8 protein-coding genes are annotated in these 13829 nt (G+C 52.1%); 7 read left to right on the top strand and 1 reads right to left on the bottom strand.

Annotated features, from left to right (window positions below; all coding sequences use genetic code 11):
- The first annotated feature begins 92 nt into the window (after positions 1–92).
- On the top strand, positions 93–2165 hold the full coding sequence (locus tag BN6471_RS01980; protein WP_066645019.1) for a sodium-translocating pyrophosphatase: 2073 nt from the start codon (positions 93–95) through the stop codon (positions 2163–2165).
- A gap of 352 nt (positions 2166–2517) precedes the next feature.
- On the top strand, positions 2518–2970 hold the full coding sequence (locus BN6471_RS01975) for a DUF1062 domain-containing protein (RefSeq protein WP_242861864.1): 453 nt from the start codon (positions 2518–2520) through the stop codon (positions 2968–2970).
- Positions 2971–3049: 79 nt separating this feature from the next.
- Here BN6471_RS01975 and BN6471_RS01970 read toward each other — a convergent pair whose 3' ends face one another.
- Positions 3050–3811: a DeoR/GlpR family DNA-binding transcription regulator gene (locus tag BN6471_RS01970; RefSeq protein WP_066645015.1), complete on the bottom strand. Its 762-nt coding sequence runs from the start codon at positions 3809–3811 to the stop codon at positions 3050–3052.
- A gap of 386 nt (positions 3812–4197) precedes the next feature.
- Here BN6471_RS01970 and BN6471_RS01965 point away from each other — a divergent pair, with 386 nt between their 5' ends.
- The 5 genes from BN6471_RS01965 (at position 4198) to BN6471_RS01945 (ending at position 13800) form a co-directional block, all read left to right on the top strand.
- Positions 4198–5328, top strand: coding sequence for a sugar ABC transporter substrate-binding protein (locus tag BN6471_RS01965; protein WP_066649657.1), 1131 nt, complete (start codon positions 4198–4200; stop codon positions 5326–5328).
- Positions 5329–5433: 105 nt separating this feature from the next.
- Entirely contained in the window at positions 5434–6945 is a 1512-nt protein-coding gene (locus BN6471_RS01960; RefSeq protein WP_066645013.1) for a sugar ABC transporter ATP-binding protein, read from the top strand.
- A complete protein-coding gene (locus tag BN6471_RS01955) occupies positions 6932–7909 on the top strand; it encodes an ABC transporter permease (RefSeq protein WP_066645011.1) in 978 nt (325 codons plus the stop codon). Before BN6471_RS01960 ends, BN6471_RS01955 begins: the two co-directional genes overlap by 14 nt.
- Before the next feature lie 12 nt (positions 7910–7921).
- On the top strand, positions 7922–8869 hold the full coding sequence (locus BN6471_RS01950; RefSeq protein WP_066645009.1) for a sugar phosphate isomerase/epimerase family protein: 948 nt from the start codon (positions 7922–7924) through the stop codon (positions 8867–8869).
- Positions 8870–9081: 212 nt separating this feature from the next.
- A complete protein-coding gene (locus BN6471_RS01945) occupies positions 9082–13800 on the top strand; it encodes an EAL domain-containing protein (RefSeq protein WP_066645008.1) in 4719 nt (1572 codons plus the stop codon).
- The last annotated feature ends 29 nt before the right edge of the window (positions 13801–13829 follow it).

Here is a 13829-nt window from a genome sequence, read left to right as displayed (position 1 = left end):
TATAATGAAAATTGGTTGGGATCAGTTCTGGAATTTTTTCGCGTTGACTTTTATGAACATATATATATTATCTTTACAGGAGGAGAGAACCAATGGACATTATGTTTTGGGCTCTTATCGGGGCCGTCATTGCGCTCGTCTTTGCTGCGGTCACGGCAGTACGCGTAATGAAAAAAAGCGAAGGCAGCGAAAAAGTGAAAAAAATCGCTGCCGCAATCAGGAAGGGGGCAAACGCCTACCTAAAACGCCAGTACAAAACAGTCGCTATCTTTTTTGTCATCGTTACGGTCGTATTGGCAATTTTGGCGGCAACCGGCTTCATGTCCTTCTTCGTGCCGATCGCCTTTATCGTAGGCGGTGTGTTCTCCGCCCTGGCGGGCTTCATCGGTATGAAGATCGCCACGGCAGCCAACTCCCGCACGGTAAACGGTGCGACAAAGAGCCTGAATTCTGCTCTGCGCGTTTCGTTCTCGTCGGGTGCGGTCATGGGTATGACGGTAGTCGGTTTAGGGCTTTTGTACCTCACGATCTGGTATTTTATCCTCAACTCGTATTACGCGGGGGATACCGCACAGATCGCAAGTAACATGCTGATGTTCGGCATGGGCGCTTCGTGTATGGCGCTGTTTGCACGCGTGGGCGGCGGTATTTTCACGAAGGCTGCCGACGTAGGGGCAGACCTTGTCGGTAAAGTGGAAGCGGGCATCCCGGAAGACGATCCGAGAAACCCTGCGACCATCGCTGACAACGTGGGCGACAACGTGGGCGACGTTGCCGGTATGGGCGCAGACCTCTACGAATCCTATGTAGGTTCCATCATTTCGGCGGGAGCTCTGGCGATCGCGGCCGGGCTTGGCGGCGGCGGACTGGCTCTCCCGATGATCCTTGCGGCGGTCGGTATCGTTGCAAGCGTGATCGGCAGCTTCTTTGTAAAAACAAAGGAAAACGCTTCCCAGAAGAACCTGCTTTCCGCGCTGCATAAGGGCGTGTATATCGCGGCGGCGATCGTTGCGGTTGCGGGTTATTTTGTGGTAACGGGCATCCTCGGCGCAGATCATGTCGGCGTATATGTGGCGATCCTTTCCGGCCTTGTGGCGGGTATCGTCATTGGCTACTATACGGAATACGTTACATCCGACCACTTCAAACCCACAAAGGATCTGGCGGACTCCACGGTAACAGGTCCTGCGACCACGATCATCAGCGGTTTCGCGCTGGGCATGAAATCCACGGCGATCCCGGTCATCACGGTCGTTGCCAGCGTATTGATCAGCTACTTTGCTTCGGGCGGCACGCTTAACGGCGGTACGTTTGAAGTAGGCCTTTATGGCGTGGCGATCTCGGCGGTCGGTATGCTTTCCACGCTAGGCATCACACTTGCGACAGACGCATACGGCCCGGTGGCGGACAATGCGGGCGGCCTTGCGGAAATGAGCGGACAGGATCCGGTCGTACGCGAACGTACAGATGCCCTCGATTCCCTTGGGAACACGACAGCTGCAACGGGCAAAGGCTTTGCTATCGGCTCCGCGGCGCTGACAGCGCTCGCACTGATCGCTGCATTTGCAGACCAGTGCCAGATTGATATGTCGGCATTGAGCATCCTTGACCCGACGGTATTGATGGGACTGCTGATCGGCGCGATGCTGCCGTTCCTGTTCTCGTCCATGACGATGAGCGCGGTGGGCAAAGCGGCGATGAAGATCGTTGTCGAGGTGCGCAGGCAGTTTAAGGAGATCAAAGGGATCATGACGGGCGAAGGCGAGCCGGATTATGAATCGTGCGTGGATATCTGCACGAAGGGCGCGCTGCACCTGATGCTCGCCCCGGCGATCCTCGGCTTCGTGGCTCCGATCATCGTTGGCCTGATCTTAGGCGCGAACGGCGTTGTCGGCATGCTCGCGGGCGCTACGGCCTCCGGCTTTGTACTCGCTGTCATGATGTCCAATTCCGGCGGCGCGTGGGATAACGCTAAGAAATATATCGAGGGCGGCGCACACGGCGGCAAGGGGTCAGAAGCCCATAAAGCTGCTGTGGTAGGCGATACGGTAGGCGATCCGTTCAAGGATACGTCCGGCCCGTCGCTCAATATCCTCATCAAACTGATGTCTATGGTAGCGGTCGTGTTCGCTGCCGTCATCATGCAGTACGGGATCTTGCAGTAGTTTTTATTGCAAACGATCAAGGACGCCCGGTTTTGCCGGGCGTCTTTTTTTTGACACCGGCCCGCGGAAATGCTAGAATGGGGAACATACGATTTTGAAAGGGGAACAGTCCAATGGTAATTGCCTAACCGTTATTGTGACGAAGGATCATCGCCGCGGCAGGTGGCTAAACCTGGCCGCGCTTTTTTGTTGTGGAGGTCTTTTCATGAAAAGAATCATGATCGACTGTACTCCGCCTGTTTGCAGCTTCCTTTTTGCTGAAAATACAAACAGGAAGGATACGGTATATGAAAACAATCATTTGGGAGGTGAAAGTTTTTTCGCCGCCTGAAGCAATACGCTATTGCAAAAAATGCGGCAGGAAAACGAGGCACCGGTCAACCGGGCGGTTCAGGGTCAATGGAACCTGGCCGTTTGCTCGCGCGTGAGTACCAAAAGCATGGGCAGGGAGCGGCTGAAACGGTTTATGGAAAACGACGGCAGCCTTGCGCGAGCATGCGCTATGGACGTCCGGCTTTTGAAAAAAAGCGGCGCAGAGGTCGTACCGCCGGATTATGAGATCTTTGGAGAAACGGCAGGAACGGCGCATGGGATGAAGATCAGGATCGTGTGCAGGGAACCGTTCAGGCCAAAGGTGTCGAAGATACTCCGGGAAAAGCTGTCCCTCTCCAAAAAGGATTTTGACGGGTTGGTACAAAACGGCAGGATCCGCATGGAAAACGGCGGGGATGTCTGTCGGAGCAGGCTGGAGGAAGAAACGACCGTACTGCTGGAAACGGTGCACTCCCAAAAACAAAAGCAATAGAATATAAAAAAACGGCTGACGCTTCTGGAGTCAGCCATTTTTTTATGATGTTCGATGTTGAATCGCACACAAACGCACACTAGTCGGCTAGGATCACCTGTGGGCCGCGCTGTTCGAGCGCGCCTTTGACATCGTCGGAAAGACCGCGGTCTGTGACGATGTGGTTGATCCTGCGGAGCGTCGCGACTTGTGCAAAGGCGGAATCATCGATATCGTCGCTCCTGATCATTACGATATTGCGCTTGGCGCAGTCGAGGGCGGTGGCCTTCAAATGCGCTGCAGTCTCGTTCTTGACGGTCAATCCGTAGGCGGTGTCCAGCTTTTCACCGTTGATGAGCGCCACGTCAAAATTATATTTGCGGATAAAAGCGATCGTAGAACTGCTCGCGAAGCCGTAAATATCCTCCTGGTAGGAGCCGGGGGCCATGATCAGCTCGACCTTGGAAAAGGTACGCAGGATATTGGCCGCCGCAAGGGAATTTGTCATGACGGTCAGGCGCAGGTTCTTGATGCCGTGTACAATGCCGGTTGTCATGTCGCCGCTGTCTAAAAATACGGAATCACCAGACTTTAAAAGCTTTCCGGCGGCAATGCCGATCTTGCGTGCATTGTCGTTGAGCTGGGAAACATCCGGTGATACACTGGTGCCGGATGGAATATCGCGGTTTAAATATGCACCGCCGTATGTAGTTGTCAGGATTCCCTGTTTTTCATAAATGGCGAGGTCACGGCGGATCGTCATGGGGGAAACGTCAAAATGCTGGGACAGTTCGCTGACATCGACTGTTTCATTTTCCATCAGAATATTATAGATTTTTAAGCGCCGCTCGGATGAATTCATAAGAATACGCTTTCCACACAGTATGAGTGTTGTTGTTTCTTTGATACAAGAATCAAGTACAGTATAGCGTTGTTGCGGCGATTATTCAAGCTTTTGGAAAATAATAGAATTAAAAAGAACAAAAAAACACAAAAATAATAAATTTAGGATTGATTTATGTTTTTTCTTGTGCTATTATGAAACCATAAAAAGATGGTCAATGAAATTCACCATAAATAATCGACATGAAGATAAACAACTGATTGAAACTCTACTTTAAATATATCCTACTACAAACAACAGAAAAATTCACTATAAAAATAAAATTTTTTCGGTTCCAATAAAAAAGAAAAGGAGGAATAGTATGGATGCACCCTTTTTTAGGGAAGTCCATACGAAAAAAGAAGATGAAAAAGAAAATTGTAGGTCTGATGCTCGCGGTATTAATGGTGTTTGCTGTCTTTGCGGGATGTGCGGCGCCGGCGGAGGAATCCGTGACGCCGGCATCATCGGAAAGCGACGGCGAAAAAGCATCCGCGGAGCCGACGGCTTCGCAGGAGGCCCCGGCAAGTGCAGAAGGAGAAGCAAAGGCGGACGGCAGCGGCCTGACGTTTGCCTTTATCGTACCGGGGCTGGATGCAAACTGGTATGTGGAGATCGCGGACAGTTTCAAGTACGCGGCAGAGGAGGTCGGTGCGGAGGTCATGATCCTGCCGTCCGATTATGACGTAGACAAGGAAGTGGCGAATATCGACCTGTGCGTAACCGAGCAGGTGGACGGCCTGTGCATGTTCTCCTTTAACGAAAACGGCGCGGCGCTGGCGGCCAAGAAGATGCAGGAAGCGGGTATTCCGCTGATCGTTCCGGACAGCGTGGGACAGGCGCTCAACAAGGGCGCCGACCTCGCGGCATGCGTGGACTTCGACTGGGAAGAAATGGGCCACATGTACGCAGACTGGATGGCGGAGAACACGACGGGGGATTACGTCATCATCACAGGAAACTTTGAGCACTATCCGTGCATCTATGTCAATAAAGGCATGGAAGACCGCTCCAAAGAGCTGGGGAAAAACAACCTGATCGATATCCGCGACGCGGATTACAACCCGGACAAAGCGGCAGCGGCGGCAGAAGACCTGATCAACGGCGGCCTTGAGTTCGAGACGATCTTCGTCATGCAGGAAGAGATGGCGGCGGCGGTCGTACGCGTACTTAAAAATGCGGGCAAGCTCAACAATCCTTATAAGGTCATTTCCCAAAACGGACAGGAAATGGGCATCGAGATGATCAAAAGCGGCGATATGCAGATGACGATCTCAAGCTCGCCTGGGCTGGAAGGCTATATCTGTTTCCGTATGCTCTACAGCCAGCAGCAGGGAAAGATCGATTATAAGAATGAACAGAAGATGGTTCCGATCACGGCGGTGACGCAGGCGGATACGGAAAATATTGACCCGAAGGTCATTATTCCGTGGCACAGGGATCCGATCTTCAAAGAGCTGACAGCGGAATTTTTCCCGGAACTGATGTGGTATTGATCCAAAAAAAGCAAGGTAACAGGAGACAGGGAGAGAGGCGCATGCCCCAAAAGGGCATGCGCCCATCCCCCGTAAAAAGGACTCTGAAGACGGGAGTTTTGTGGTATGACATACGGGAAACAGATTTTAGAACTGACAAACATAACCAAAAGCTATTCGGGCGTTACCGTACTGCGTAACATGGATTTTGCCCTGCATGAAGGCGAGGTGCATTGTATCGTCGGCGAAAACGGCGCGGGGAAATCCACCTTTATCAAAATATTATCCGGGGCGATCACGCCGGATTACGGGGATATCCTCCTGTTTGGACAAAAACGCGAATACAGTAATCCGCAGATACCCATAGAACTGGGGATCTCCACCATTTACCAGGATTCCGACCTGATCGATACCTTGACCGTGGCGGACAATATCTTTTTGGGCGGGGAAGTCGCGAAGGGCGGCGTCGTCAACAAAAAGGAGCAGGAGGAAATCACGCAGGCATTGCTTGACGACCTGCGCATGACCATCAAGGCGGATACGCTGGTAGAGGACATCTCCCCCGCACAAAAGCAGATGCTGCAGATTGCCAAAGCGCTCCAGCGTAAGGCGCGGGTCATTATCATGGACGAACCGACGGCCTCGCTGGGGGAGGAGGAATCGGGCATGTTGCTTGCGACGGTGAAACGGCTGGCGAAAGAAGGCATCGGTATCATATATATTTCGCATTACTTAGAAGAGGTCTTTGAGCTGGCCGATACGATCACCGTCATCAAGGATGGGAATGTAACGGGCTGCTATGAAGCGTCCAAGGTCACGAACGAAGAAATTATCGCCGCAATGGTAGGCAGGGAAGCGTCGCTGTTTTTTAAGCGCGAACGCGTGGACATCGGGGAAGAATACTTAAAGGTAGAAAGGATATCGCGGATGCCCGCGGTGCATGAGATCAGTTTTTCCGTGCGCCGGGGCGAGATTTTCGGCATCGGCGGGCTGGTCGGTTCGGGACGTACGGAGCTGATGCACCTTTTGTACGGCGTGGCTAAAAAGCAGACGGGGCGTATTTTGATCGACGGAAAGGAAGCCAGCATCAAATCGCCACGCGACGCGATCGCAAACGGCATTTGCATGCTGGGCGAAGACCGCAAGGGCGACGGTATGTTTTTGCAACGCAGTATCAAGGAGAATATCTGTATTGTCCGCAATGAAAACAAGGTATTTTTGAATTTGAAGGAAGACAAACGTGCGACTGAAGAAATGGTCAAAAAACTGAACCTCAAGACAACGGGCATCGACCAGGATATCGAGCGGCTGTCGGGAGGGAACCAGCAAAAAAGTATTCTGGCGCGCTGGCTCTTGTCGGATTGTAATATCATCATCTTCGATGAACCCACAAAGGGCGTGGATATCGGCGCGCGCGAAGAGATATATAAACTGATGGTTCAACTGGCCCGGCAGGGCAAAGCGATCCTGATGGTGTCGTCGGATATGCCGGAGATCCTTTCGATGAGCGACCGGATCGGTATTCTGCGCGAAGGGGAACTGGTCAGTATCATATCTCCGGAAAACCTGACGGAGGAAAAACTGATGGGGATGTATCTGGGGATTGCACAGGAGGAAAGCCAAAATGAAAGACAATAGCAGGGCATTACTACAGAAAAACGCGACGCTGAGGAAGGTGGTCAGCTCGCAGTCTTTTTACCTGATCCTGATCATACTGGCGATCGGGATCGTGACAACGGTGATCAATCCAAAATTTGTTTCGATCGATAATATCAAGGGCGTGCTGTCCCAGGTATCGACGCTGGGGCTGATCTCGGCAGGCGTGACGGTATTGATCATATCCGGTAACTTCGATATTTCTATCGGCGCGATCGTGGGCTTTGCAAGCACGATGATGTGCCTGTCCATCGACAGGGGCGCGCCGGACGGCGTGGCTATGCTCGTAGGGCTGGGCGTTGCGGTAGGCTGCTCGGCTTTAAACGGCGCGCTGTCCGTACTGTTCAAAGCGCCGTCGTTCATCATTACCCTCGCGACGACAAGCATCTACACGGGACTTTGCCTGACGATCACGGGCGGAGGCAACGTGACGATATTCAACCGCATGGAATATTTTGCGGGGACGTATTTGTTTAACGCGATCCCGCTGCTGTTCGTCATCAGCCTGATCGGTTATCTGGCGATCCACTTCCTGTTAAAGCATACGCAGTTCGGACGGCGCGTGTTCGCGATCGGCAACAACACGCAGGCGGCATACCTTGCGGGGATCAAGGTCAACTGGAATAAGATCAAGTTCTTTATCACCAGCGGTATCATGACGGGTATCGCGGTCATCATGCTGGTATCGCGACTGGGGGCGGCGCAGGCTTCGACGGGCGCGGGCATGGAGCTGCAGGCGATCGGCGCGGTCATCATCGGCGGCGCGCCCATCAACGGCGGCAAGGGAAACATGCTGGGAACGTTCTGCGGCGTGCTTTTGACGGGCATCATCTTCAATGCGCTCAATCTTTTGAAAGTAAGCCCATATTTGCAGCAGATATCCTTTGGCGTACTGATCATCGTTTCCATTGCCATCAGCTCTATGCGCCTGCGGGTATCAAAATAAGGGGGATTCGTTATGAAACTGCAAAGACTGGAAGAGATCAACCGGAAGATCAAATATGACTTTGACAAATTAAAGGCGGAACATCCGGAACGCCTGCAAAAGAGGATGAACCTCTCGTTTAGTACATGGGTATTTGGACTGGAAGAATTGGAGGAATCGGTGGAGCGGCTGGCACGCTTCCAAGTGCCGTATATCGAGCTGGGAGGCAACTACGGCGGCAAGGATATCGGCTACCAGGCAGACCTTGCCGGGACAAAGGCGATCCTTGAAAAATACGGGATCAAATGTTCGGGGATCTGCGGTTTCTTCTCGGATTCCAATACGCTGTCCACCAATAACAATTTTGTACGGCAGACCGCGCGCGAATATATCATCGAGGAAGTAAAGTTCTGCAAGGAGGTTGGCGGGGAATATATGCTTGTCGTACCCGGTACGGTGGGCAGGAGCGAACCGTATGACACATCGGATTATGCACGCAGTGTAAGTACATTGCGGTCGGTGGCGGATGTCTTTGTGGAATATGGCGTCAAATGTGCGATCGAACCCATCAATTCGGCGGAGGTAGCCATGTGCTCGACGATCAAGAGCGCGCAGCAGTATATCGCGGATGTCGGGCATCCGGGCGTGCAGCACATCAACGGCGATATTTTCCACATGCTGTGCGGGGAGCGGCATATCTCTGAAGCGATCCTCGCGGCGGGCGAGCGGCTTGTGAACCTGCACATCGAGGATACCAACCGCCTGCCGCTCGGCAACGGCATGATGGATGTGGATACGATCATCCGTGCGCTTTATGTGATGGGCTACAACAGGGACGGCAGGTTTGTGACGGGAGAGCCGCTTGGAGCGGGCAGGAATTCCTACGCCATTATGTATGGACAGCACAGCGCGCAGGCAAAGGACAAACAGGTCGCAGATACGCTGTATTTTCAGGAACGCGAAGAGGAACTGCTGAAATAACTTTCCTCAATAAAATAGTGGGAAAACGATTTTTACCGTGAATACCACAAGCGGGAAACCGGTATTGCAAACAGAAAGCAAGCCGGTTTTCTGTTTTACCAGAAAAATTCTCCGGGGATTGTTTTGCGCATGGTGAAAAGGTATAATGGAAAAAAGTAATGGCCATAACGTGTTGTTGCAAAAACAATACTAATTAAGACAGGTATATTATTATGCGGGAAGCGAATGAACTGGAATACATCAAACAACTGAATGGCAACTTGGGTATGCTGGAAGCCTATGTGTGCGACCAGAAGCCGCTTGATGCAGTTATCGAACACTTTATGGCGTTTGTAAAGGGGTATATTTCCTTGCGGGGCATGGCGCTTTTGCGTTTCAACAGGCAGGGACAGGTCAAGGAATACGCTGCCTGCCGCGACGGAAAGGTTTTTGTATCGAAGGATCACAGGGAATTCCCGGTTTTTCAAATACCGGACTGGCCGGGCTTGCTGGGCAGCGAAGAAGGGATCGAACGCTTCAAACGGGAATCAGCCGTGGTGCTCGGGGAAGCGGTCGAGGATTTTTTGGCGGTGAAGCCGGTTTTTGCGGATGGTTTTCTGATGGGGGTCATCATTGCCGAAAAGGCAGGACTGTGGACAAAAAAAGACAATGATATACTGGGTTCCCTGGCCTTTACAGTGCGGATCGCTTTTTCCAATAAAGAAAAGAACGAAAGCCAGGCGGAGCAGACATGGGTCTTTAACCAGTTGATGGACAATGTCCGCATGGGCGTTCTGATCACGGATCCGCAGACGGATCGTATCCTTTTTGCCAACAATGTGATCAGGGAAACTTACGGGCTGGAAGAACCGGAAGGTGAAATATGCTGGAAGGTATTGCAGGAAGGGAAAAAGGAGAGGTGCGAATTTTGCCCGATCCCGCAGCTTGAAACAAGCAAACAACCGAATCCTTCCTGTGTTTGGGAGGACGACAGTTCGGCAGCCGGGAAAGTCTTTGAATGCTGCGATAGCCTGGTGCCGTGGATGGACGGACGCATCGTACATCTCCAGCAGTCGACCGATATCACAAATTCCAAAAAATTGAAAAGGGCCGCAAGCATCGACGAACTGACGGGGATCAGGAACCGGCGTGCGGGAAAAGAGGTAATGAAGGCGGCAATCGAACAGGCACGCCGGCAAAATGAAACGATCACGGTCTGCCTGTATGATATCAATTTTTTAAAGTTGGTAAACGATACCTATGGCCATACCGAAGGCGATAAACTCCTGGTGCGTATTTCAAAAGCGGTTGAGGATGCGCTCGATCCGGAGAATTTCTCTTTCCGTATGAGCGGCGATGAATTTGTCGTCCTATTCCGGCATTGCAACGAACGGGCGGCAGACCGCGTGATGCGCAGGATATTGGAACAGCTGGCCCTGACCGTGAAACGGGAGCAGCTGCCCTATGAACTTAGCTTTTGTTATGGACTGGTGGAACTTCCGCCCTCCGACCAAAGGCAGATACCTGAAATCGTCGCGGACGCGGACGAGATCATGTACCAGAAAAAACGTGCCTACCACACCGGACGGATTAAAAAGGCAGATATCGATTCCTTTGCCTACGATAAAGAGCATCTGTATGAAGCGCTGACGGACAGCACCAACGATTATATCTATTTGTGTAACATGCAGACCAACCTGTTCCGTTTTCCGCCGGCGATGGTGGAGGAATTCGGTTTGCCGGGAGAAGTGATCTACGATACCGTACCGGTCTGGGGAGCGCTGATCCATAAAGACCAGCGGGAGGCGTTTTTCCAAAACATGCAGGACTTAGCGGATGGACTCACGGATATCCACGACCTTGTTTATCGCGTCAAAAACCGTAACGGGCAATGGGTGTGGGTGCATTGCAGGGGTAAGGTGACGCGTGACGAAAGCGGCAATGCCCAGCTCTTTGCGGGCATCATCACGAAACTCCACAGCGACGAAATACCCAAAGAAATGGGCGATGGGGAGGCTGCTTTGCGGGGGAAGGGCGAAACGCTGAACCCGGCGTATGAATACCTGCTCAATGGAAGTTATACGGAGATCTATGAAGGGGATCTGATCAACGACACGTTGAATCTTATTTTGCAGAACAAGGATATCTTAAAGATCCTTGACAGCAGCGGAAGCTACCGCAACGACAACGCGGATTACACAAAAAAGGCCGTGCATCCGGACGATGCCTTTTTGCACGACAGGCTGTATGACGCCGCTGTGCTGACCAGCCGTTTTGATGCGGGGGAAAAGGAAGTCATCGGGGAATACAGGAGGCTGGGGACAGATGGGGAATACCACTGGATCATCGCGACGATCCTGCCGGCGGGGATCTGGGACAGGGACAACCATAAAGTCCTGGTGCTGATCAAGGACATCACAAAATCCCGCAGGCAGCAGGAGGAACGCAAAAAGCAGGAAAACCGGGCATACAGCCTGTTTCGGCAGTCGTGCGATATGGTGGCGGAGATCGACCTTGTAACAGAAGAATGCGCCTATATCGTATATAAAGGAAAGGATATGGGCAATGACCCTCCGAAAGGCAGCTATAAAACGATGCTTGAGGCACACCTCGGCCATATTGGGGAAGAGGCGGAAAAGGAACGGATCAAGTCCCTGCTCGCGGTAGATTCCCTGCGCCGGATGGCGCATGGAGACCGGCGCTTCAAGACCGTCCAGCTCTGTATAAAAGACCAAAAGGAACAAACCAAATGGTATGAGCTCAGCGTGTTTGTCGAAGAGGGGGAGCACCCGGTGGCCGTTCTTGCGGAGCGCGATATCACGCAGCAAAAAGAGGATGAGCATAAAAAGAACATAGTTGAGCAATACGATTCCGCACTGCGGAATATTTACGATGAATTATATGAGATGAATGTCACAAAGAATACATACAAAGCTGTTTACCATACGCCGGGCAAGTATGTGATCCCGGCGGAGGGCGGTGTTTTGACGGAGGGCGTGGCCGAAGTCGCAGGCAATATGATCCATCCGGAAGACAGGGAGCGGTTTTTACAGTTTTTTGAGCTGGAGAAAGTGCGCAGGGAGTTCTCGTCCGGGGCGGAAAGCAGGATCGGGGAGTTCCGCAAACTGCTGCAAAATGGGGAATACCGCTGGGCGTCGCTGACCGTACTGCCGGTCAAGCGGAGCCAAGGGGATGATGAGATATTCCTCTGTTTCATTATGGACATCGACGAAAAGAAAAGATCGGACGATGTGCTGGAACAAAATAAGGAGCTGCGCAAACAGCAGCTGGCGGATGAGCGTTACCGCATCGTCTTAGAGCAGACGGGGACGATCGTCTTTGAATGGAACACAAAGACAAAAGAACGTTATATTCCTTGCAAATTGGCGGAAACGCTTGCTGGGGATTATGGCGACCTCAAAAGCCGGGACGTTTTGCTGGCGTGGCTGGAGGATGGCGTAGTCCATCCGGGCGATGTCCCGGCGCTGGAAAAGTTCATACAGGAGATCAGGAAGGGCAGTCCGTATTTGGAAGTGGTGCTGCGCCTGAAAAGCAAGGCAGGAGAGTACCGCTGGTACAAGGTGGCGCAAACGCATATTCTGGACGAACAGGGAAATGTTGAACGCGTATTAGGAACTTTGAACGATGTGGACGAAGTGACGAAGTCACAGGAAGCGCTCAAATACCGTGCAGAATTCGATATGCTCACAGGTATTTACAACATCCAGGAATTCTATGCGCGTACCCGCAAGCTTTTGCATGCGAACGCGGATAAGAAATACGCGGTCATCCGCATGGATATCCATCGCTTTAAATATATCAACGACCTTTACGGTATGGAGGAAGGGGATAAGCTGCTGCAATTCATTGCGGCGATGCTCCGGGAAAAGATGGGAGTACAGGACGCATATGGCCGCCTGGGCGGCGATATCTTCTGCATGTGCGTCGCCTATGAAGACCGGCGGGAGATCAGGGAGCTTTCGGAGGAGCTGTCAAGGGCGCTTGAAAGCTATAAGCTTGGGTACCGCATCATACCCTACTTTGGGATATGCATCGTGGACGACAGGGATACGCCGGTAAGCATACTCTGCGACTGGGCGCAGCTGGCCTTGAAAACGGTCAAGGGAAGTACGCTTTCACATATCGCATTTTATGACGACAAGCTGCGTGCGCGGCAGATCGACGAGCGGAAAATCGAAGACGAAATGGAAGCGGCGCTTGAAAAAGGACAATTTGTCGTTTACCTACAGCCCAAGCACGATATCCGTACGTCGCGGATCGTGGGGGCGGAAGCGCTGGCTCGCTGGAACCATCCCAAGGAAGGGATGATCGGCCCGGAGCGTTTTATCCCCCTTTTTGAGACGAATGGGTTTGTGATCCGCCTGGACGAATATATCTGGGAGGAGACCTTTAAAAGCATGCGTGCATGGCTGGATAAAGGCTACCGAGAGGTGCCTGTATCCGTCAACGTATCGCGGCTGCATATCTTCAACCGCAATTTCAAGGAGAAGATCATCGCACTGACGGAGAAATACGGGATCCCCAAAAGGATGGTCGAGCTGGAGCTGACGGAAAGCACGTTCATCGAAAATCCGGACGAGCTTTATGAGAAGATGAACAAGCTGCGGCAGGCAGGCTTTCGTTTTTCGATGGATGATTTCGGGTCGGGGTATTCCTCGCTCAATATGCTGAAAAACGCTATGGTCAATACGATCAAGCTGGATCGGGAGTTTTTAAACGAAACGGTCGCTACGGCAAAGGGAAAGACGGTGATCCGTTACACGGTGGCCATGGCAAACACGCTCGACCTACATGTGATCCCGGAGGGCGTGGAAACGAAGGAACAGGCGGATTTCCTGATGGGCGTAGGCTGTGAGATCGCGCAGGGGTTCTATTTTTCAAGGCCCATGCCGGTGAGCGAATTTGAAAAGTTGCTCATGGCAGAAGGGTAAATAAACAGGAAAATTGATAAGAAAGCCGT

Origin of the sequence: Christensenella timonensis, assembly GCF_900087015.1 — a bacterium.
In the GTDB taxonomy this organism is placed as follows: Bacteria; Bacillota; Clostridia; order Christensenellales; family Christensenellaceae; genus Christensenella; species Christensenella timonensis.
This window is presented reverse-complemented; position numbering and strand designations above follow the sequence as displayed.

Bases quoted from the DNA above. Each gene is read 5' to 3' on its own strand.
- BN6471_RS01975 (WP_242861864.1), top strand. From the start codon at position 2,518: ATGCGGCAGGAAAACGAGGCACCGGTCAACCGGGCGGTTCAGGGTCAA.
- BN6471_RS01955 (WP_066645011.1), top strand. From the start codon at position 6,932: ATGAAAGACAATAGCAGGGCATTACTACAGAAAAACGCGACGCTGAGG.
- BN6471_RS01945 (WP_066645008.1), top strand. From the start codon at position 9,082: ATGCGGGAAGCGAATGAACTGGAATACATCAAACAACTGAATGGCAAC.
- BN6471_RS01980 (WP_066645019.1), top strand. From the start codon at position 93: ATGGACATTATGTTTTGGGCTCTTATCGGGGCCGTCATTGCGCTCGTC.
- BN6471_RS01960 (WP_066645013.1), top strand. From the start codon at position 5,434: ATGACATACGGGAAACAGATTTTAGAACTGACAAACATAACCAAAAGC.
- BN6471_RS01970 (WP_066645015.1), bottom strand. From the start codon at position 3,811: ATGAATTCATCCGAGCGGCGCTTAAAAATCTATAATATTCTGATGGAA.
- BN6471_RS01950 (WP_066645009.1), top strand. From the start codon at position 7,922: ATGAAACTGCAAAGACTGGAAGAGATCAACCGGAAGATCAAATATGAC.
- BN6471_RS01965 (WP_066649657.1), top strand. From the start codon at position 4,198: ATGAAAAAGAAAATTGTAGGTCTGATGCTCGCGGTATTAATGGTGTTT.